General features: G+C 73.2%; 17 protein-coding genes. 11 read left to right on the top strand and 6 right to left on the bottom strand.

Annotation, left to right across the window (positions count from 1 at the left end; translation table 11 throughout):
- Positions 1-39: 39 nt before the first annotated feature.
- On the bottom strand, positions 40-1,491 hold the full coding sequence (locus tag PUR56_RS03270; protein ID WP_329947758.1) for an amidase: 1,452 nt from the start codon (positions 1,489-1,491) through the stop codon (positions 40-42).
- Positions 1,492-1,791: 300 nt separating this feature from the next.
- Between PUR56_RS03270 and PUR56_RS03265 the strand changes: the two genes are divergently transcribed.
- The 3 genes from PUR56_RS03265 to PUR56_RS03255 all read left to right on the top strand — a co-directional run bounded on the left by PUR56_RS03265 (position 1,792) and on the right by PUR56_RS03255 (position 5,233).
- The gene (locus tag PUR56_RS03265) at positions 1,792-3,582 is read left to right on the top strand and encodes a glycoside hydrolase family 35 protein (protein ID WP_329947757.1); all 1,791 of its coding nucleotides are present in this window, start codon (positions 1,792-1,794) and stop codon (positions 3,580-3,582) included.
- Between the two features lie 186 nt (positions 3,583-3,768).
- Positions 3,769-4,947, top strand: a complete 1,179-nt coding sequence (locus tag PUR56_RS03260) for a serine hydrolase domain-containing protein (protein ID WP_329947756.1) — start codon at positions 3,769-3,771, stop codon at positions 4,945-4,947.
- Between the two features lie 127 nt (positions 4,948-5,074).
- Positions 5,075-5,233, top strand: a complete 159-nt coding sequence (locus PUR56_RS03255; RefSeq protein WP_329947755.1) for a hypothetical protein — start codon at positions 5,075-5,077, stop codon at positions 5,231-5,233.
- Positions 5,234-5,362: 129 nt separating this feature from the next.
- On the opposite strand, the gene PUR56_RS03250 is transcribed toward PUR56_RS03255, so the two are convergent.
- The 3 genes from PUR56_RS03250 to PUR56_RS03240 all read right to left on the bottom strand — a co-directional run bounded on the left by PUR56_RS03250 (position 5,363) and on the right by PUR56_RS03240 (position 8,124).
- Positions 5,363-5,566 carry a cold-shock protein gene (locus PUR56_RS03250; RefSeq protein WP_042388274.1) on the bottom strand — a complete coding sequence of 68 codons (204 nt, stop codon included), beginning with the start codon at positions 5,564-5,566 and terminating at the stop codon, positions 5,363-5,365.
- Between the two features lie 323 nt (positions 5,567-5,889).
- The gene (gene glmS, locus PUR56_RS03245) at positions 5,890-7,716 is read right to left on the bottom strand and encodes a glutamine--fructose-6-phosphate transaminase (isomerizing) (RefSeq protein ID WP_329885032.1); all 1,827 of its coding nucleotides are present in this window, start codon (positions 7,714-7,716) and stop codon (positions 5,890-5,892) included.
- 123 nt (positions 7,717-7,839) lie between these two features.
- Positions 7,840-8,124: a hypothetical protein gene (locus PUR56_RS03240; RefSeq protein ID WP_327683601.1), complete on the bottom strand. Its 285-nt coding sequence runs from the start codon at positions 8,122-8,124 to the stop codon at positions 7,840-7,842.
- Between the two features lie 316 nt (positions 8,125-8,440).
- Between PUR56_RS03240 and asnB the strand changes: the two genes are divergently transcribed.
- The 7 genes from asnB (at position 8,441) to PUR56_RS03205 (ending at position 18,810) form a co-directional block, all read left to right on the top strand.
- On the top strand, positions 8,441-10,291 hold the full coding sequence (gene asnB, locus PUR56_RS03235; protein WP_329885031.1) for an asparagine synthase (glutamine-hydrolyzing): 1,851 nt from the start codon (positions 8,441-8,443) through the stop codon (positions 10,289-10,291).
- A 303-nt stretch (positions 10,292-10,594) separates the two neighbouring features.
- Positions 10,595-11,725: a hypothetical protein gene (locus tag PUR56_RS03230; RefSeq protein ID WP_329947754.1), complete on the top strand. Its 1,131-nt coding sequence runs from the start codon at positions 10,595-10,597 to the stop codon at positions 11,723-11,725.
- A 177-nt stretch (positions 11,726-11,902) separates the two neighbouring features.
- Complete coding sequence (locus PUR56_RS03225; protein WP_329947753.1) at positions 11,903-13,402, top strand: pyridoxal phosphate-dependent decarboxylase family protein; 1,500 nt, start codon at positions 11,903-11,905, stop codon at positions 13,400-13,402.
- Positions 13,403-13,458: 56 nt separating this feature from the next.
- Positions 13,459-14,910, top strand: a complete 1,452-nt coding sequence (locus tag PUR56_RS03220; RefSeq protein ID WP_329947752.1) for a GNAT family N-acetyltransferase — start codon at positions 13,459-13,461, stop codon at positions 14,908-14,910.
- Positions 14,911-15,381: 471 nt separating this feature from the next.
- Positions 15,382-16,644, top strand: a complete 1,263-nt coding sequence (locus PUR56_RS03215) for a MurT ligase domain-containing protein (protein WP_329885027.1) — start codon at positions 15,382-15,384, stop codon at positions 16,642-16,644.
- Between the two features lie 52 nt (positions 16,645-16,696).
- Entirely contained in the window at positions 16,697-17,425 is a 729-nt protein-coding gene (locus PUR56_RS03210) for a type 1 glutamine amidotransferase (protein WP_329885026.1), read from the top strand.
- A 359-nt stretch (positions 17,426-17,784) separates the two neighbouring features.
- Positions 17,785-18,810, top strand: coding sequence for a 6-phosphofructokinase (locus PUR56_RS03205; RefSeq protein WP_329885025.1), 1,026 nt, complete (start codon positions 17,785-17,787; stop codon positions 18,808-18,810).
- Between the two features lie 110 nt (positions 18,811-18,920).
- Here the strand turns inward: PUR56_RS03205 and melC2 are convergent, their stop codons facing one another.
- Entirely contained in the window at positions 18,921-19,748 is an 828-nt protein-coding gene (melC2, locus tag PUR56_RS03200; RefSeq protein WP_329885024.1) for a tyrosinase MelC2, read from the bottom strand.
- Between the two features lie 45 nt (positions 19,749-19,793).
- Complete coding sequence (melC1, locus tag PUR56_RS03195; protein WP_329885023.1) at positions 19,794-20,201, bottom strand: apotyrosinase chaperone MelC1; 408 nt, start codon at positions 20,199-20,201, stop codon at positions 19,794-19,796.
- Positions 20,202-20,521: 320 nt separating this feature from the next.
- Here melC1 and PUR56_RS03190 point away from each other — a divergent pair.
- A partial coding sequence (locus PUR56_RS03190) for an NAD(P)-dependent oxidoreductase (protein ID WP_329947751.1) occupies positions 20,522-21,350 on the top strand: 829 nt, incomplete at its 3' end.

Here is a 21,350-nt window from a genome sequence, read left to right as displayed (position 1 = left end):
CCCCGGCGCCCGCCCGCGCCCGCCCCGGACCGGGCCCGCTCAGCCCAGCCCCACCCGCGCGGCCTGCCGCTCCTGGTGCCCCTCGCCGTCCTGGATCCGCCGCCACGGCCGGTCCGCCTCCAGCGCGAACGCCAGCTCCAGCAGGACCCGCTCCCCGCCGTGCGCCGCCGACAGGTGCACCCCGATCGGCAGGCCGTCGGCGGTGGCCCCGGCCGGCAGCGCGAGCCCCGGGCCGCCGGTGACGTTGTTGACCGGCGTGAACGCGACGTACCGGACCAGCCGGGCCATCAGCTCGTCGAACGCCACGTTCGGGCTCAGGTGCCCGATCGGCGGTGCGACGTGCGCCAGCACCGGCGAGAGGACCACGTCGTACGCGTCGAACATCGCCGTGTACGCCTGCTCGGCCCGGCGGAGGCGGCGCAGCACGCCCGGGGTCCGCGTGAACTGGCGGTGGAAGCTGCGCCGGAGCCCGGTGGTGAGGCCGTCCAGCTTGCGCGCCTGGAAGCTCGGGTCGAGCGCCAGCTTGCCGGTGGTCGCGATCAGGAAGGCGATGTACCCCCAGTACATGGTGAAGTCGCGGGAGAACTCCTCGCCGAACGGCAGGGTGGCCGGGGTGACCTCGTGGCCCATCGACGCCAGCCGGGCGGCCGTCTCCTCGACCGCCGCCCGGGTCGGCCCGTCGGTGACGGCGAGCGGGGAGTCGACGACCAGGCCGACGCGCAGCGGACGGTCGCCCGGCCCCTCGACCAGGCCGAGCGGGGGCAGTGCGGGGTTGCGGTGGTGGCGTTCGGCGGCGGCGAGGAAGGCGGCGGTGTCGCGGACCGAGCGGGTCAGCACGCCGTCGGTGATCAGGTCGATCGGCAGCAGGCGGCCCTGACCGTTGGCGACCATCCGGCCGCGTGTGGGCTTGAGCCCGACCAGGCCGCAGCAGGCCGCCGGGATCCGGATCGAGCCGCCGCCGTCGTTGGCGTGCGCGATCGGGACGACGCCGGCGGCGACCAGGGCGGCCGAGCCGCCGGAGGAGGCGCCCGGGGAGTGCGAGGGCCTCCACGGGTTGCGCACCGGGCGGGCCTCGGCGAACTCGGTCGAGGCGTTGAGGCCGAACTCCGGCAGCCGGGTCTTGCCCAGCACCGACAGGCCGGTGCTCAGGAACTGCTCGGCGAAGCCGGCGGTGCGGCGGGCGGGCTTGGCCCGGAACGCCGAACTGCCCTGGCCGGTGGGCATGCCGCGCAGGTCGACGTTGTCCTTGAGGTAGCTGGGCACGCCGTGGAGCGGCGCGTCCCGGTCGGCGCCGGCCGCCGTGTGCGGCCGTTCGTACGAGGCGAACGCGACCGGCGCGAGGGCCGCGTCGATCCGCTCGGCGCGCGCGGCAGCAGCGGCCGCCAGCTCCGCCGGACGGACCTCGCCGGCCCGTACCAGCGCCGCCAGCGCCACCGCGTCGTGCTCGCCCAGCGCGTCGTCCCCGAACGCGTGCACCCGGTCGTCGGCCATCCGGACTCCCCATCCCTACCAGTCGGTAATACCGCGCGAGCTGAGCAGTCTAGGGCTGGCGGGCCCCGTGGGACACCCCCACGAGAGGTGTCCCACGGGGGTGCCCCACAGGGGGTGTCACGAGCGACTGCCGGGGCAGACGGGGGGAGAAGCCCGAAGGGCGGGGCGGCTTCGCGGCGGCCGACCGGAGATCCGCTCCGGGCACGATCGCGCCGCACCACCCGTTCGGCCCTCCGACTGCCCAGGACCGACAGCCGGCGCCGCCCGGCAGCCCGCGCACCATCGAAAGCTGGTCACCGCATGCTCGACTACGACGACACCGGATTCCGCCGCGACGGCGCGCCGCACCGCATCGTTTCCGGTGCCCTGCACTACTTCCGCGTCCATCCGGACCTCTGGGACGACCGGCTGCGCAGACTGCGTGCCCTCGGTGCGAACACCGTGGACACCTACATCCCCTGGAACTTCCACGAGCTCCCCTCGGGCGAGGTGGACTTCACCGGCTGGCGGGACATCGCCCGGTTCGTCCGGCTGGCGCAGACGCACGACCTGGACGTCATCCTCCGCCCCGGCCCGTACATCTGCGCCGAGTGGGAGTTCGGCGGTCTGCCGGCCCGGCTGCTCGCCGCCGGCGGGATGCGGCTGCGCAGCTCCGACCCGGCCTTCCTGGCCGAGGTGGACGGCTGGTTCGACGCCCTGGCACCCGAGTTGCTGCCCCTGCTGGCCGGCCGGGGCGGCCCGGTGGTCGCGGTCCAGGTCGAGAACGAGTACGGCAGCTACGGCAACGACGCCGCCTACCTGGCGCACCTGCGGGACGGCCTGGTCACGCGCGGCGTGGACTGCCTGCTGTTCACCACGGACGGTTCCGAGGACTACATGCAGCAGGGCGGCGCGATCCCCGGCCTGCTCGCCACCGCCACCTTCGGCTCCCGAGCCCCCGAGCGGTTCGAGGTGCTCCGCCGCCAGCAGCCCAAGGGCCCGCTCGCCGCGATGGAGTTCTGGATCGGCTGGTTCGACCGGACCGGCGAGCCGCACCACGTCCGGGACGCCGAGGAGTCCGCCCGCTCGCTGGACGAACTGCTCGCCACCGGCGCCTCGGTCAACCTCTACATGGCGCACGGCGGCACCAACTTCGGCTTCTGGGCCGGTGCCAACCACTCGGGCGCGAACCCGTACGACTCCGGGTACGAGCCGACGGTCACCAGCTACGACTACGACGCGCCGATCGGCGAGGCGGGCGAACTCACGGAGAAGTTCCACGCCCTGCGCGCCGTGATCGGCCGGTACGTGCCACTGCCCGAGGGTGAACTCCCCGAGCTCCCTCCCCGCCTGACGCCCCGCCAGCTCGACCGTCCGACCGGCCGGGCCCGCCTGCTGGACTCCCTCGACGCGCTCTCCGCCCCGGTACGCCGGGCCGCGCCCGAGCCGATGGAGAACGTCGGCCAGTCCCTCGGACTGATCCACTACCGCACCCACGTCCCCGGTCCGCGGCCCGCCATGCCGTTGCGCATCGACGGCATCGGCGACCGCGCCCAGGTCTTCGCCGACGGCCGCCCGATCGGCGTCCTGGACCGCAACACCCCGGGCGAGACCGTCCCGCTGGAGACCGGCCCGGCCGGCGTGACCCTGGACATCCTGGTCGAGGCCCTCGGCCGGACCAACTACGGCCCCCAGATGGACGACCGCAAGGGCATCGGCCGCGGCGTCTCGCACGACCGGCAGCGGCTCTTCGGCTGGGAGATCCGCCCGCTGCCGCTCACCGACCTCGACGCCCTGGTCTTCGACGGGACCACCGGGGTGGACGACGGCGACCCCGTCTTCCACCGCTTCGAGACCGACCTCGACGCCCCGGCCGACGCCTTCGTCGCGCTCCCCGCCTGGGGCCGGGGCCTCCTCTGGCTCAACGGCTTCCTCCTCGGCCGCTACACCCACGAGGGGCCGCAGCGCACCCTCTACGCCCCCGGCCCGCTCTGGCGCGCCGGCCGCAACACCCTGGTCGTCCTCGAATTCGACCGTCACGGCGAGGTCCTGGAGCTCCGCGACCGGCCCGACCTCGGCGACACCACCCGCGCCCCCAGCGCCGACTACTGACCCCTCGGCCCCTGCCGGGGTCGCCGCGGGTCGGCCGGGCGCCTCCGCGTCCGGCCGCCCTCGGCCCGAGGGCGGCCGGGCGCCGCGGAATCTCCCCGTCCGCCCCGGAATCACTCCACCCCCGCCGTGGTTGACGGAGCGGCAGGCCGGTGATCACGGCCCGCGGTCGCCGTCCGAGGGGGAACCATGTCCAGCAGCACCGGTGTGAGCGGGAGCGTCGCGCCCGGGTTCGAGGAGGTACGGGCGGAGTTCGCCGCCGTCGTCGCCGAGGAGCCGGAGGGCGGCGGCGCACAGCTGGCCGTCCACCTGGACGGACGGCGGGTGGTGGACCTCTGGGCCGGCGAGGGGGTGTCCGGCGATTCGCTGTTCGCCCTCTACTCCTCGGCCAAGGGCGCGGCGCACCTGCTGGTGGCGCTGCTCGTGCAGGAGGGCGTGCTGCACCTCGACGAGGAAGTGGCCCGGGAGTGGCCGGAGTTCGCCGCCGAGGGCAAGGCCGGGATCACCTTGCGGCAGCTGCTGGAACACCGGGCGGGGCTGATCGGCGTCGACGGCGGGTTCACCTCCGAGGAGCTGGCGGACGACCGCCGGCTCGCCGAGCGGCTGGCGCGCCAGAAGCCGTTCTGGGAGCCCGGTACCGCCTACGGCTACCACGCCTTCGTGATCGGCGCGCTGACCGGCGAGGTGGTCCGCCGACGGACCGGCCGTTCGCTCCAGGAGCTGTTCGAGGAGCGGGTCAGGGCGCCGTTCGGGCTGGACTTCCATCTCGGGCTGCCCGCCGAGCTGGAACCGCGTTACCTGCCGGTGCGGCCGGCCCGTCCGGCCCCGGGGCGGCAGGCCGACGGGCCCGCGCCCGACAGCATCACCGGGATCGCCTTCAACCTGAACGCCGCCCCGCCCACCGATCTGGTGGAGTTCGCCAACACCCGCTCGGTCCGCGCCCAGGGCCCGGCCTCCTCCGGCGGGGTGGGCAACGCGCGCGGGCTGGCGGCGATGTACGCGGCGGCGGCGCACGGCCTGGACGGGCGTCCGCCCCTGCTCACGGCCGGGACGATCGCCGAGTTCGGTCCGGTCCGCACCCGCGGTACCGACCTGGTGACGGGCGAGCAGGACCACTTCGGCCTCGGCTTCGAGGCCCAGAGCTCCCGCTACGCGTTCCTCGGGCCGGAGGCCTTCGGGCACAGCGGCGCGGTGGGCGCCCAGTCGTTCGCCGACCCGCGCAGCGGTGTCGCCTACAGCTACACCCGCCGCAGCTTCAGCGCCGGTGGCGGCGGCGGTGCTGCCGAGAACCACCGCCTGGCCGCAGCGGCCGTACGGGCCGCGGCGGTCTCCCGGACCGACGCCGCGCGCAGCGGCACGGCCGGCTGACCCGCGGGCCGGGCCGGGGCGGACGAGCCGGGGCCGGGGCGGGCGGGGCGGGGGCGGGCGGGCCGGGCTCCGCGGGCGGTCGGGGTAGATGGCCGGGACTCCCCCGCCCCGTCCCCAGGAGCCCCGCGTGCTCGACACGACCGACGCCGCCCTCGTCCACGAGCTGCAGCGGGACGGCAGGGTCATGTTCTCGGAGGACCTCTTCGCCGTGGACCCGAAGGCGTTCCTGGAAGCCCGGGCCGACCTGACGGTCGTCGGCGGCGAGGTGGTCCACCGCGCCGACTGACACCCGGGCCGGGTGTCCGGGGCCGGACATGCCCCGGACACCCGGGCCCGGACATGCCGAAGGGCCTGCACCGCGCGGAACGCGGTGCAGGCCCTGGCTGTTCGGCGGGTGACCGATCAGCGGGTGGTACTACAGCGGGCGAATGTTCTCCGCCTGCGGGCCCTTCTGGCCCTGCGTGACGTCGAACTCGACCTTCTGGCCCTCGAGCAGCTCACGGAAGCCCTGGGCGTTGATGTTCGAGTAGTGGGCGAAGACGTCCGGGCCGCCACCCTCCTGCTCGATGAAGCCGAAGCCCTTTTCCGCGTTGAACCACTTCACGGTGCCATTAGCCATTAAAATTCTCCTTGAAAGGCAATTCCCGGAGCCCGCACCTCGCAGGATCCGCGTCGCCGCTATGAGTACCCACCCAGAAGAAGACTCCTAGAAAATCCGAAGAAATTCGAGGAAAATTCCGGAGAAACAAAAAATGCGCCAGCGGTCACAACCGGCAGGCGCACACAAAGTTCATGGGAACCGAAACTGCAACTGACATCGACTGTAGCAGGTCCCGGGGCGGAACGGCGGGTCTTTCTTCCCGGGTTTCGCCGCGCCCCGCCGTCCCGGGTTCTCCGACCCGGTCCGGACCCGGTTCGGGCCCGGACCGGCTGTTCGGTCGGCTACTCCACCGTCACGCTCTTCGCCAGGTTGCGGGGCTTGTCGACGTCCCGCTCCAGCGCGACCGCGGCGTGGTACGCCAGCAGCTGGAGCGGGATGTTGAGGAGCAGCGGGTCGAGCTCCGGCTCGCTCCTGGGCACCAGGATGCAGTGGTCGGCGAGCTTCGCGTCGGGGCGGCGGTGCGCGACGGCGAGCACCCGGCCGGAGCGGGCCTTGATCTCGCCGAGCGTGGTGAGGTTCTTGTCGAGCAGCTCGTCGTCCGGGACCAGGGCCACGGTGGGCAGTTCGGGGCTGATCAGGGCCAGCGGTCCGTGCTTGAGCTCGCTCGCCGGGTACGCCTCGGCGTGGACGTAGGAGATCTCCTTGAGCTTCTGCGCGCCCTCACGGGCGACGGGGAAGCCGCGGACCCGGCCGATGAACATCATGCCCTCGGACCCGGCGTACTCGGCGGCGAGCTCGGCGATGGCGTCGCTCTGCGCGAGGACCTCGCGGATCTGGTCGGGGAGCGCCTTGAGGGCGGTGACGATGCGGCGGCCGTCGGCCGGGGAGAGGTCGTGGATCCGGCCGAAGTGCAGGGCGATCAGGGCGAACGCCACGACGGTGGAGGTGAACGCCTTGGTCGAGGCGACCGAGATCTCCGGACCGGCGTGCAGGTAGATGCCGCCGTCGCACTCGCGGGCGATCGCGCTGCCGACGGTGTTGACGACGCCCAGCACCCGCCCGCCCTTGCGCTTGACCTCCTGGACGGCGGCGAGGGTGTCGTAGGTCTCACCGGACTGGCTGACCGCGATGTAGAGGGTGTCGGCCTCGATGACCGGGTTGCGGTAGCGGAACTCGGAGGCGGGCTCGCTGTGCGCGGGGATGCGGGCGAGCTCCTCGATGAGCTGGGCCCCCATCTCGCCCGCGTAGTAGGCGGAGCCGCAGCCGAGGATCTTGACCCGGCGGATCTCGCGCAGCTCCCGGGCGTCGAGGTTGAGGCCGCCGAGGTGGGCGGTGGCGAACCGCTCGTCGAGCCGGCCGCCGAGGGTGCGCTCGACCGAGCCGGGCTGCTCGTGGATCTCCTTGAGCAGGAAGTGCGCGAAGCCGCCGGTGTCGTAGGAGTCGATCTCCCAGTCGACGGTGGACGGCTGGCGGTGGGTGGTGCGGGCGTCCTCGGTGAACGTGCGGAAGCCGTCGGCCCGGACGGTGGCCAGCTCGCCGTCCTCCAGGTGGACGACCTGGCGGGTGTAGCGGACGAGCGCGGAGACGTCGGAGGCGGCGAACATCTCCTTCTCGCCGATGCCGAGCACGATCGGGCTGCCGTTGCGGGCGACCACGATCCGGTCCGGCTGCTCGGCGTCGAGGACGGCGATGCCGTAGGTGCCGACGACCATGGCGAGGGCGGCGCGCACGGCGTCCTCCAGCTCCACGCCCTCCGCGGCGTGCGCGGCGATCAGGTGGCCGAGCACCTCGGTGTCGGTCTCGGAGCGGAAGACCGCGCCGTCGGCGGCGAGCTTGGCCCGCAGCTCGTCGGCGTTCTCGATGATGCCGTTGTGGACGACGGCGATCCGCCCGGCGTTGTCCAGGTGCGGGTGGGCGTTGGCGTCACTGGGCACGCCGTGGGTGGCCCAGCGGGTGTGGCCGATGCCGGTGGTCCCCTTGAAGCGGGCCGGGACGGCCGCGGCGAGGTCGGCGACCCGGCCCTTGACCTTGCGGACCTTGAGCCCGCCGGTGCGCCCGGCGACCGCGACGCCCGCCGAGTCGTAGCCGCGGTACTCCAGCCGGGCCAGGCCCTCCAGCAGGAAGGGGGTCGCGTCCTTGGGGCCGATGTAGGCCACGATTCCGCACATGGGGTGGACTCCTCGAAGACAGGGGGCAGGGCGGGAGGCAGGGCGGGGCCCGGAGGGTCGGGCCGGGAGGCCGTCGCCGACCGCGGTCGGCGGGCCTCGGACGGAGGACTTCGGACGGGTCCGTCAGCCGTAGACGATCCGGCGCAGCTGCCGCGCGGAGAGTCCCGGCGCCGCGACACGGCGGGCGGGCAGCTCCTCGGCGAGCCGGGCGAAGATCCTCTCGTTGGTCAGACCGCGTGCCTGGAGCTCACCGTGGCGGCGGCGGACGTACTCCTCCGTGGTCTCGGAGAAGTAGGCCAGCACCTCCGCCACCACCCGCGCCGCCTCGCGGGGCCCGAGCGGGCTGGTCCGGGTGAGGTGGGCGAGCAGGTCTTCGTGAGGGTGCGAGGGACCGGGTGAGCTGGACACGAAGAGGGAGCCTAGGCCGGATCCGGCACCGAGTTCAAAGATCTTGCCCGAATTCGGGCAGATCTCGCGACGTTCGACGCCCACCCGGCCCGATCCGGGCCCGCGCCAGCCTGTCGAACGAAGCATCGGACGGGCGAACGGGCGGGCGAACGATCGGCACGGCGGACGCCCGGCGGGCCCGCCCACCCCGCCCGCGCACCCTTGTGCGAGCACGTACCACCACGTAGCGTGATTCCCCGACTACGCATCGGGGGAGACGGATCAGGACACCGGATTCGTCTCGGAGATTCGTGTCGGAAGAACCGGAGGCTTGCTGATGTGCGGCATCACCGGATGGGTCGCCTACGACCGCGACCTCACCCTCGAACGGCCAGTGCTCGACACGATGACGGCCACCCAGCTCTGCCGCGGCCCGGACGCGGGCGGCATCCACCTGGAACGGCACGCCGCACTCGGTCACCGCCGCCTCGCCGTGATCGACGTCGAGGGCGGTGTCCAGCCGATGACGGCCGAGCACGACGGCCGGACGCTGGCCGCCCTCACGTACAGCGGAGAGGTGTACAACCACCGCGAGCTGCGCGCCGAGCTGGAGGCGGCCGGCCACCGGTTCCGCACCCGCAGCGACACCGAGGTGGTGCTGCACGCCTACCTGGAGTGGGGCGAGCACCTCGCCGAGCGGCTCAACGGCATGTTCGCCTTCGCGATCTGGGACGCCCGCAGCGAGGAGCTGGTGCTCGTCCGCGACCGGATGGGCGTCAAGCCGCTGCACTACCACCCCACCCCGGACGGCGTGGTCTTCGGCTCCGAGCCGAAGGCCCTGTTCGCCCACCCCTCGGTGCGCGCGGTGGTCGACCTGGACGGGCTGCGCGAACTGCTGGCCCTGACGAGGACCCCCGGCCTCACCCCGTACCGCGGCATCTCGGAGGTGCGGCCCGGCCACGTGGTCCGGGTGCGGCGCAGCGGCGTCACGGTCCGCCGCTACTGGGCGCTGGAGGCACGCCGGCACACCCAGGACCTCGCCACCACCGTCGCCACCGTCCGGGCCCTGCTCGACGACATCGTCCACCGCCAACTGGACTCGGACGTGCCGCTCTGCTCGCTGCTGTCCGGCGGCCTCGACTCCAGCGCCGTCACCGCGCTGGCCGCCAAGGCGCTGCGCGCGGCGGGCGCCGGGCCGGTCCGCTCCTTCGCGGTCGACTTCGCCGGACAGAGCGAGCACTTCCTCGCGGACGCGGTCCGCTCCACGCCGGACGGCCCGTACGCCGCACTGCTCGCCCGGTACGTGGGCGCCGACCACCGGGTGATCGAGCTGGACAGCGCCGCACTCACCGACCGGACGCACCGGATGGCCGCGCTGCGCGCCAGGGACCTGCCGGGCGGCTTCGGCGACATGGACACCTCGCTGCTGCTCCTCTTCAAGGAGGTGCGCCGGCAGTCGACGGTGGCGCTGTCCGGCGAGTCGGCGGACGAGCTGTTCGGCGGCTACAGCTGGTTCCACGACCCGCAGGCGGTGAACGCGGACGACTTCCCCTGGGCGGCCTCGCTGACCAGGCTCGGCGGGACGGGCGCCGGTCCGCGCGAACAGCTGATCGACCGGGAGCTGCTCGGCAAGCTCGACCTCGCCGGCTACCGGCACGCCCGGTACCGGGAGGCGCTCGCCGAAGTCCCGCACCTGCCGGACGCCGACCCGTTCGAGCGGCGGATGCGGGAGATCTCGTACCTGAACCTGACCCGCTTCGTCTGCATCCTGCTCGACCGCAAGGACCGGATGAGCATGGCCAACGGGCTGGAGGTGCGGGTGCCGTTCTGCGACCACCGGCTGGTGCAGTACGTCTTCAACACGCCGTGGTCGATGAAGCACTTCGACGGCCGGGAGAAGAGCCTGCTGCGCGCCGCCGTCCGGAACGTGCTGCCGGACGAGATCGCCGACCGGATGAAGAGCCCCTACCCGAGCGTGCAGGACCCGCACTACCCGGAGATGCTCCGCAGCGAACTGGCCGAGCTGACCTCCGACCGCGCCGCCCCGGTGCTCGACCTGCTGGACCGGCGGGCACTGGCCGACGCGCTCGCACCGGACACCGATCCGCAGTCGGTCCGGCTGGCGGCCGATCTGGCGCTGGACCTGAACGCCTGGTTGACGGAGTACCAGGTGTCGCTCGAACTCTGACCGCCCGCCGGCGTTCACCCGGACGGCGTACGTCGCCCGCTGCGCCGTCCGGGTTCACGGCGAACCGCGCAGCGGGCCGGGTGACGGACCGGCGCCGGGCCGTGCGACAGGCCGTAGGACGGGCCGGGTGACGGGTCGTCCGGCGGTCCGGCGACCGGGGGCGGCCCGCGTCGTCGACCGGCCCGGACGTGCGATAGCGTCGCCGACACCTCCCGAATGGCGGTCGAAAACGCGGAATCCCACCCCCGTGCCGTCAGGATGGGGAGCGACCCGTCCGTCTCGATCCGCCGGGGGATCTCCGCCATGCATCCGCGAGCATTCGCGATTCTCACCGCCCTGCTGCTGGGGGTCCTGGGCCTGGGGTCGGTGGCCGTCACCGACTGGACGCCCGCCCCGGTCGCCGCGACGGCCGGGGAGAACACCGCGGACGGCACCGCCGGAACGGCGGGCGCCGCGCCCGCCGGCACCGCGCAGCCGGCCGTGAGCGCCACCCCGACCGGGGACCCGGCGGTGTGGACCCGCTCGACGCTGCGCAACAAGCTGATGGCCGAGATGGAGTCCACCGATCCCGGGGTCGCGCTGGCCGACCTGGACAGGATCACCAAGCAACTGCCGTACACCGTCCGGTTCTGCCACCCGATCGCCCACGAGCTCGGGCACGCGGCGGTCAAGCGCTTCAACGCCGACTTCCAGAAGGTCATCTCCTTCCCGCACGAGACCTGCGCCGCGGGCTACCTGCACGGCGCCGTCGAGGAGATGCTGAACGCCTCCGCCCAGCCCGAGACGGACCTGCTCAAGCTCTGCGCGCCCAAGAACAGCGGCCCGTGCATCCACGGCGTCGGTCACGGCACCATGTTCGTCGCCAAGCAGGACGTGGCCAAGGCGCGGGACCTGTGCAACAAGTTCCCCACCGACCAGAACCGGATCCGCTGCTCGGAGGGCCTGTTCATGCAGCTCTTCGGCCCGGACGAGGAGGACGAGAAGGCGAAGGCGAACCTGCCGGCCGACAAGATCGCCCAGGACCCGCTCTACCCGTGCAAGGAGCAGCCCTCGCTGTTCCAGTCGGCCTGCTTCTTCTACGCGCCGACCTTCTACCTCTCCTCGCACGACTACCCGAACCACCCCGAGGTCTACGCCGAGGCGCTGAAGTGGTGCCTCAACGGCAAGGCGAGCGGCGGGTCGGTGGACTGCAGCCGGGGGGTGGGCTCGCGGACCATGAAGTACAACCTGGACCGCGAGGACTGGGCCGCCCAGCAGTGCGCCACCGCCGCCGACGGCTGGCAGCGCAAGGCCTGCGCCGAGGGCCTGGTCAGTTACTACACGGTCAACTACACGGACGGCGGTGCGGCCGGGCGGCTCTGCGCCAAGATCACCAACCCGGAGATGCAGGGCTACTGCCGCTCCGCGGGCGGGCTCTCCTCCTCGCTCGACTGACCGGCCCGTCCTCGCTCGCCTGACCGGGTCGCCGGTTCGGCCGGCCGAACCGGCGACCCGGTGCTCCCTGACCCGCCGACCCGGTGCCCCGCCGGCCCGCCGGCCCGCCGGAACCGTTCCGTCCCAGGTGGTGGGCCCGCGCCGCGCGGCGCGGGCCTTTCTCGTACGATCGGCCCGTTGATCCCAGGTGCGCCGAGGACGCCGCGCCACCAGGCCTCCTCCCCCACCCGCTGGAGCACCGCCGTGACCCCCGAGGACTTCCGCGCCGCCGCCCACACCGCCGCCGACCTCGTCGCCGACCACCTCGCCGAACTGCCCGGCCGCCCGGTCTGGCAGCCGATGGACGACGACGCCCGCCGCACCCTGCTGGACGCCCCGCTGCCGCGGGACGGGCGTCCGCTGGCCGAGCTGCTGGCGGACGTCGGCCGGGACGTGCTGCCGTACCCGATGGGCAACGGGAACCCGCGGTTCTTCGGCTGGGTCAACTCGGCCCCGGCCCCGGCCGGCGTGCTCGCCACCTTCGCCGCCGCCGCGATGAACCCCAGCTCCGCCGGCGGCGACCACGCCGACGTCCACCTGGAGCGGGCCGTGGTGCGCTGGATAGCCGAGCTGGTCGGGTTCCCGCACCCGGCCGGCGGCGGGCTGCTCACCTCCGGCACCTCGATGGCGACCATCGTCTGCCTGGCCGCGGCCCGCAACCGGGCCGCCCGCGAGGCGGGCCGGGACGTCCGCGCGGACGGACTGGCCGGGATGCCCCCGCTGGTCGGCTACGTCACCGGCGAGACCCACTCGTGCGTCCGCAAGGCCGCGGAGCTGCTCGGCCTCGGCAGCCGGCACCTGCGGACCGTGGCCACCGGCCCGGACGGCCTGCTGGACATCGCCGACCTGCGGGCCGCCGTCGCCCGCGACCGGGCCGCCGGGCTGCTGCCGTTCCTGGTGGTGGCCTCCGCCGGGACGGTCGGCACCGGCGCGGTGGACGCCTTCGAGCCGATCGCCGACCTCTGTGCCGAGGAGCGCCTCTGGCTGCACGTGGACGGCGCGTACGGCGCGTTCGGCGTGCTCGACCCGGCGATCGCGCACCGCTACGCGGGGTTGGAGCGGGCCGACTCGCTCGCCCTCGACCCGCACAAGTGGCTCGGCGTCCCGGTCGACTGCGGCTGCGCGCTGGTCCGCGACACCGACGAGCTCCGCGCCGCCTTCAGCCTCGTCCCCTCCTACCTGCGGGACGAGGCGGCCGGCGAGCTCGGCTGGTTCTCCGAGTACGGCACCGAGCAGACCCGCCCGTTCCGCGCGCTCAAGGTGTGGGCGACCATCGCCCACCGGGGCCGCGACGGCGTGGCCGCGGACATCGCCCGGTGCACCGCCCTGGCCCGGCGGCTCGGCGAACTGGTCGCGGCGGACGAGGAGTTCGAGCTACTGGCCGAGGTGCAGACGTCGATCGTGGCGTTCCGCCTCCGCCCCCCGGGGCTGGACGAGGCCGCGCTAGACGAGCTCAACCACCGGTTGCCGGCCGCCGTCCAGCGGCGCGGCCGGGTCTTCGTCACCGGCGCGCGCCTCGGCGAGCGCGAGATGCTCCGCGCCTGCCTCCTCAACGCGGCCACCACGGAGGAGGACCTGCTCCTGCTCCTCGACGAGGTCCGGGCCGCCGCCCGTGAGACGGTCGGTCGGCACCATTAACCGTCAGGTCACGGGGGATTCGTGACCGTGAAACACCCAGGCGGCAGATTGATGGCATGGAGCACACGGAGCAGCTGACGACCGAAACCGCCCAGGACCGGAACCCGACCCCCTCCCGTGCCCAACGGCGCGGCGCCCGCACGCACCGCTGGCGCCGCGACACGGTGGAACTCGCCGCCGTCTTCCTCTCGGTGACCGCCGCCGACCTGGTCGCCAAGTTCGTGCTGCACGGCCCGGACGGCCCGGTGATGCTCGCCGCCTCGGCGGTCGTCCTGCTCGCCACGGCGCTGTTCCACACCTGGTGGTCACACCGTCACCACCTGCACGGCCCACCGGCGCCGGACGCGCCCGCGCCTCCGCGGGCCACGGCCGGGCAGGCGACGGGATCCCCGGCGGAACCGGCGGGAGACACCCTGCGGGGCCCGCTGCACGACTTCGAGGAGACGGCGCTCTGGCGGGTCCGCACCACGGTGCAGGACTCCCCCGGCAGCCTGGCGCGGGTGTGCACGGCCTTCGCCGGGCGGCAGGTCAACATCGTCTCGATGCAGTCCCACCCCCTGCCGACCGGGGCCGTCGACGAGTTCTTCGTCCGCGCGCCGCGCTCACTGGGCCGCACCGAGCTGGTCGCCCTCGTCGCGGCGGCCGGCGGGCACGACATCTGGACGGGCCCGGCGGACGCGCACGACCTGGTGGACGTCCCCACCCACGTGCTGGCGCTGGCCACCCGGACCGCGCTCGACGCGGCCGAGCTGCCGATCGCGCTGCGACAGCTGTTCGGGCAGTGCAGCATCCGGCAGTACCCGCGGGCGGCCGAACGGTCACCCGCCGGGGTGGACGGGCACGTGATGCGCCTGCCGGTGCCGTCCGGGGACCTGATCGAGCTCACCCGCCCGCACCTGCCGTTCACCCCGACCGAGTTCGCCCGGGCCCAGGCCCTGGTCGAGCTGGACACCCTGCTCGGCCCCCGGGTGCCGGACGTCCGGGCCCGGCTCACCGTGCCGACCGGAGCCGACGTGACCGTGCGGCGCGCGGACGCCGACGACAAGGCGGCGGCGCTGGCGATGCACCACCGCTGCTCCCCCGACACCCTGCGCAAGCGGTACCACGGACCGGTCCGGGACGCCGACCGCTACCTGGACCACCTGCTGGACCCCCGGCACGGCCAGACGCTGGCGGTGGAGTCGGCGGACGGGCGGATCGTCGCCCTCGGGCACCTGATGTGGGACGACGACAGCGCCGAGGTGGCCGTGCTGGTCGAGGACGCCTGGCAGCGGCGCGGGCTGGGCCTGGACCTGATGCGGCGGATGTCGGCGCTGGCGCTGGAGGCCGGGGTGGAGACGGTGTACGCCGTCACGCACTCCTCCAACACCGGGCTGATCGCCACCATGCGCAAGCTGGCGGCGCCGCTGGACTACCAGGTCGACGAGGGCACCCTGGTGATCACCGCGCACCTGGCGGAGGCCGCCGAGGAGCTTCCGGTGCCCTGGCAGACCAGGCCGGGACGGTAGGGCTGGACAGGAGGGTTGGACGGTAGGACGGGGCGGTGGGACGGGGCCGCCCGTTCCGCCGGACCCGCGCCGGGACGGGCCGGAGCGCCGGTCCCGGTGCGCGGATCCGGCACCCAAGCGGTCATCGGAAGGTCATTTTTTCACCACATCCTCACCAAGGACCACGACCGCCCCGGGCCGGACGGCACCCCCGCCGTCCGGCCCGGGGCGGTCGTGCCCGGCCACCGGACGCCCGGGAACCACCGGGCCCGGGAACCGCGTCCCCGACGGCGAACGGCCCCTCCGTACACCGTCGACCCTGACGTCGCGTCAGGACGTCCCCACCGGGTCCTCCGGGGGCGTCGCAGCAGGCGGCGCGGGGTCCGGAGCACCGACCCGGGTGGCGGAGTCGGTAGGCTGATCCCGTCCCCGCCGCCCGACGACCCGTTGTCCGGTCCCGGGCGGTGCCGCAGCAAGGAGGAACCACTGAGCATGGCAGGCACCGAATCGGAGCCCACAGGCGCACGCGACGCCTCGCTGCCCGCCCGCGCCAAGATCGCGGTCACGGCCGGCAAGGTGGCCGCCGCCCTCTCCCAGAAGGCGGGCCGAGGCAGCGGCTCGGTGATCGGCGGCAAGATCGCGCTGAGGCTCGACCCCGATCTGCTCGCCACCCTCGCCGACCACCTGGACGTGGTCCTGGTCAGCGCCACCAACGGCAAGACCACCACCACCCGGCTGATCGCCGAGGCGCTGCGCGCCGCCGGCCCGGTGGTCTCCAACGCTCTGGGCGCCAACATGCCGGCCGGCATCACCTCCGCCCTGGCCGGCGGCTCGGAGGCCCGCTTCGGCGTCATCGAGGTCGACGAGAAGTACCTGGCCGGTGTCGCCCGGGACACCCGTCCCAAGGCCATCGCCCTGCTCAACCTCTCCCGCGACCAGCTCGACCGTGCCGCCGAGACGCGGATGATGGCCGAGAAGTGGCGCGAGGGACTGCAGGACACCGAGGCCGTGGTGATCGCCAACGCGGACGACCCGCTGGTGACCTGGGCCGCGTCCTCCTGCAAGAAGGTGGTCTGGGTGGCCGCCGGACAGGCGTGGAAGGAGGACGCCTGGTCCTGCCCCGCCTGCGGCGGCGTGATGCAGCGCCCCGGCGACGACTGGTTCTGCCAGGAGTGCGGCTTCCGGCGCCCCAACCCGCACTGGGCGCTCCAGGGCACCCACGTCATCGACCCGCAGCGCGGCGCCTGGCCGATCCGGCTCCAGCTGCCCGGCCGGGCGAACCTCGCCAACGCCACCAGCTCGGCCGCCGTCGCCGCCGTCTTCGGCGTCTCCCCGCAGGTCGCGCTGGAGCGGATGCAGTCCGTCACCGCGGTGGCCGGCCGCTACGACGTCGTCCAGTACCAGGGCCGCGACATCAGGCTCCTGCTGGCCAAAAACCCGGCCGGCTGGCTGGAGACGTTCTCGCTGATCGACGGCCCGCCCGCGCCGGTCATCCTCTCCGTCAACGCGCTCGACGCGGACGGCACCGACACCTCCTGGCTCTGGGACGTCGACTACGAGCGCCTCGCGGGGCACCCGGTGTTCGTGATGGGCCAGCGCAAGCTGGACCTGGCCGTCCGCCTGGAGGTCGCCGGGCTGCAGTTCCACGTGGTGGACTCGCTGGAGCAGGCCGTCCGGATGGCCCCGCCCGGCCGGATCGAGGCGATCGCCAACTACACCGCCTTCCAGCAGCTGCGGAAGGTCGTGGCCGGCTGATGCCGGTCCAGCAGCCCACAGCACGCACGTCACGCACGGAAGGCCTTCGAGGATGAGTGAGAGCAGCCTGCGCGTGGTCTGGGTCTACCCGGACCTGCTCAGCACGTACGGCGACCGGGGCAACGCCCTGGTCGTGGAGCGCCGGGCCCGCCAGCGCCACCTCAACGTGACCCGGATCGACGTCCGCTCCGACCAGGCGGTCCCCACCAGCGGGGACATCTACCTGATCGGCGGCGGCGAGGACCGGCCGCAGCGACTGGCCGCCGAGCGGCTGCGCAACGACAGCGGCCTGGTCCGGGCCTCGGAGAACGGCGCGATCATCTTCGCCGTCTGCGCCGGCTACCAGATCCTCGGCCACGAGTTCGTCAACGACCTGGGGCAGCGCGAGCCGGGCCTCGGCCTGCTCGACGTCTGGACCGCCCGCGGCGAGGGCGCCCGGTGCGTCGGCGACGTGCTCGCCGACGTGGACCCGCGGCTCGGACTGCCGCAGCTGACCGGGTTCGAGAACCACCAGGGCGTCACCCACCTCGGCCAGGGCGTCCAGCCGCTGGCCCGGGTCACCGCGGGCCGGGGCAACGGCACCGGTGACGGCACCGAGGGCGCCTGGCGGGACACCGTCTTCGGCACCTACCTGCACGGCCCCGTGATGGCGCGGAACCCCGCCGTCGCGGACATGCTGATCAAGCTGGCACTGGACGTCAACGCCCTGCCGCCGGCCGACACCACCTGGTACGACGCGCTGCGCACCGAGCGCATCGCGGCCACTTCGCGCCCCGCGTAGTACGTCCACGGTCCGTTCGCGACGGACCGGGTGCCCGCCATGCGGGCACCCGGTCCACAGGCGGGCCCGAACGTACGACAATGGGGCTGCCGGCTGCACACCCTCCTCGGCAGCAGGCTGCACTTCCGCGCGGGGGCGCCGACGGCGCCGCTCCCGCGTCGGCTCCTGCCCGGCCGGACGCAGGGGTCGTATGCTCGACTGCACGGCCGGTTTCGGATGTTCTGTCCGGATCGGCCGGTCCTTCACCCCACGGCCATCTCCCCGTCGATCCGGCGTGGGAGGCGGCGGTTACGGTGGCGGTTCGTCGTACCAGCCTGTAGTCCGGCCGTTCCTCGGTTCTGCTCGGGAGTTGCAAAGCAATGCGTATTGGAGTGCTGACCAGCGGCGGTGACTGCCCCGGCCTGAACGCGGTGATCCGATCCGTGGTCCACCGGGGGGTGGTCGACCACGGCGACGAGATCATCGGGTTCGAGGACGGCTGGCGCGGTTTCCTTGAGGGCCACCACCGTCCCCTGACCCTCGACTCGGTGAGCGGCATCCTCGCCCAGGGCGGCACGATCCTCGGTTCCTCCCGGGTGCAGCCGAGCCACCTGCGCGACGGCGTCGAGCGCGCCAAGCAGTACTGCGCGGACCTCGGCCTGGACGCGGTGATCCCCATCGGCGGCGAGGGCACCCTGAAGGCCGCCAAGCTGATGAGCGACGCGGGCCTGCCGATCGTGGGCGTGCCGAAGACCATCGACAACGACATCGCCTGCACCGACGTCACCTTCGGTTTCGACACCGCCGTCTCGGTCGCCACCGAGGCGCTGGACCGGCTGAAGACCACCGCCGAGTCGCACCAGCGCGTCATGGTGGTCGAGGTCATGGGCCGGCACACCGGCTGGATCGCGCTCAACGCGGGCATGGCGGCCGGCGCGCACGCGATCGTCGTCCCGGAGCGCCCGTTCCACATCGACAAGCTGACCGCGGTCGTCCGCGAGCGCTTCGACCGGCAGAAGAAGTTCGCCATCGTGGTCTGCGCCGAGGGCGCCAAGCCCGAGGCCGGCACCATGCACTGGGAGGAGGGCAGCCGTGACATCTACGGCCACGAGCGGTTCACCGGGATCGCCACCCAGCTCTCCCGCGAGCTGGAGCACCGGCTCGGCAAGGAGGCCCGCCCGGTGATCCTCGGCCACACCCAGCGCGGCGGCACCCCGACCGCGTACGACCGGGTGCTCGCCACCCGCTTCGGCTGGCACGCGATCGAGGCCGTGCACAAGGGCGCGTTCGGGCACATCACCGCCCTCCAGGGCACCAGCATCAACCTGGTGCCGCTGGGCGAGGCGGTCGCCGAGCTGAAGACCGTGCCGGCCGACCGCTACCTGGAGGCCGAGACGGTCATCTGACCGCTCCGCCCGTCCGGCCGCTCCGCCCGCGGACCGGTGCCCCGGCCCCCGAGTGCATGCTCGGGGGCCGGGGCCTTCGCGTTCCCGGCAGCCGCCCTACCGGGAGCGGATCAGAAGCCGGTGTCGTACGTGTACAGGCTGCTGTGGTCGAGCAGTCCGGCCGGCGTGACGGTGTTCCACGGCTTCATGGTCTCGTTCAGGTCGACCACGTCGGGCGTGCCGGCCGTCGGCAGGTAGGTCGCCCCGGGGTGGCGCTTCTGCCACTCCGACCAGAGCTTGTCGACGAAGCAGTGGTGCAGCCAGAACACCGGGTCGTTGGGCGACATCCCGGTGGCCATCTGGCCGCCCACCCAGACGTGCACCCGGTTGTGCAGGTTGACGCCGCGCCAGCCCTCCAGGTTGTTGCGGAAGCCGGACGAGGAGCTGTTCCACGGCGCGGCGTCGTAGGTGGTGATGGCGAGCACCGACTCGGCGTCGGCCCTGGTCGGCAGCTGGGCCACCCCGGCGCCGAGCTGGCGCCGCAGGTAGGTCCGGCTGTCGATGTTGACGTTGAGCGGCCAGCTGCCCCCGGAGAAGGCGAACGCGCCGGTGGTCACCTGGTTGTCGCCGCTCCTCCCGTTGCCGCCCAGGAAGTCCGCGCCCCAGAGGGACGAGGTGGTCGAGCGGTCGGCCGTCCAGTCCCAGTACGGCAGGTTCACGCTCGGGTCGATGGCCTGGAGCGCCCGCTCGAACTGGAGCAGGTACTGGCGGTGCCACGGCAGGAAGGACGGCGAGCGGTGGCCCGTCCGCTCGCCGTTGTCCACGTCGCTGACGATGAACTGGTTGTGGGTGGTGACGAACGGGTCGTAGCCGCCGGACGCCTTGAGTGCGAGCACGGCGTTGACGAAGGCCCGCTTCTCCTGGGCCGTCAGGGTCGCCTGGTTCTTTCGGACTGCCATGAGTCCCCCCTCGATGATGGTGTGCGGTACGGGTGGCGGACGGACTCAGGCGGTCACGATCGGGACGAGCGTGGCGCCCTGAAGATCGCTGACGGCGGCCCGGGCGAGCGAACGCGGCGTCGCGAAGGTCTGGTAGTGGTTGACGACGCTGATCCAGGTGCCGTCGGCGTTGCGCATCATGTGCAGCTCGTCGCCGTCGATCCGCACCTCGTAGCCGGTGCCGGTGCCCCCGTGCTGGTGACCGCCCCCGGTGACGGGGCGGCCCTGGATGCGGCGCCCCTGGAAGACCTCGTCGAAGGTGTCGGACGCGCCGGGGTCGGCGGCCGTGGCCGACCCGCCGCCCGGGCCGGCCACCCCGATCACGACGGTGCCGGCGGCGACCGTCAGCGCGGCTGCGGCCCCCTGCAGCATCCGACGACGGGTGAGCTCCGACGCATGGGTCTCTTCGGACATGGTGATACCCCCCTCAGGTGCCCTGCATTGTTGTTAGGGCACCGTTCACGAACGATTGTTTAATCGTTAATCAGAGGCGATTTCGTGATCGCACTCCCTGTTTCGATGCTCGCAAGGCTTTTTGACCTAGGGAACAGCCACTCGGCGGGGGTGCGGATGGTTGCGTACGAATCCAGTCAAATTTCGGTCGCGACCGAACGGACCTCGAACCGGAACGGACGGACACCGGCGGGCCGCACGGTGCGACGCCCGTCACGTCCGGCTAGCGTGACGATGCGCCGGACCACCGCCGGCGCAGGCCACCCGGGAAGGAAACAGCGATGAAGATCCTCGCGTACGGCGTCCAGGCGGACGAGCGGCCGCTCCTGGAGGAGGCGTTCGCGGACCGGCACGAACTGCGCTGCCTGGACCTCTTCCTCAACCGCGACACCGCCCCGCTGGCCGCCGGCCACCCTGCGGTGAGCAGCAGCGTCAACGCTGAGCTGGACGCCGAGACGCTCGCCCTGCTCGCCGCCGGCGGGACCGAGCTGATCGCCCAGCGCTCCACCGGTTTCAACAACATCGACCTGGAGGCCGCCGCCGAGCTGGGACTGACGGTCGCCCGCGTCTCCTTCTACAGCCCCTACGCGGTCGCCGAGCACGCCTGGACGCTGGCCCTGGCCGTCAACCGCCGCCTCACCCGCGCCGCGAGCCGCTCGCGCGAGTTCGACTTCCGGCTGGACGGCCTGCTCGGCCGGGACGTGCACGGCATGACGGTCGGCGTGATCGGCACCGGCAAGATCGGCGAGTGCTTCGCCCGGATCGCGCACGGCTTCGGCACCGAGCTGCTCGGCTGGGACATCGCCCCCAACCCGGCCTGTCTGGATCTCGGCATGACCTACACCGAACTGCCCGAGCTCCTCTCCCGCGCCGACCTCATCAGCCTGCACGTCCCGCTGCTGCCCGCCACCCACCACCTGATCGACGCCGCCGCGCTGGCCCGGATGAAGGACGACGCCATCCTGGTCAACTCCAGCCGCGGCGGTCTGGTCGACAGCGCGGCCCTGGTCGAGACGCTGCGGGCCGGCCGGCTCTCCGGCGTCGGCCTGGACGTCTACGAGGAGGAGACCGGCGTCTTCTTCACCGACCGCTCGATCCAGGGGATCGCCG

The sequence above is a fragment of the Streptomyces sp. BE303 genome (assembly GCF_036290945.1).
Classification (GTDB): Bacteria; Actinomycetota; Actinomycetes; order Streptomycetales; family Streptomycetaceae; genus Kitasatospora.
Note: the sequence above shows the minus strand (reverse complement) of the source record. Positions and strands in the feature narration are given on the sequence as shown.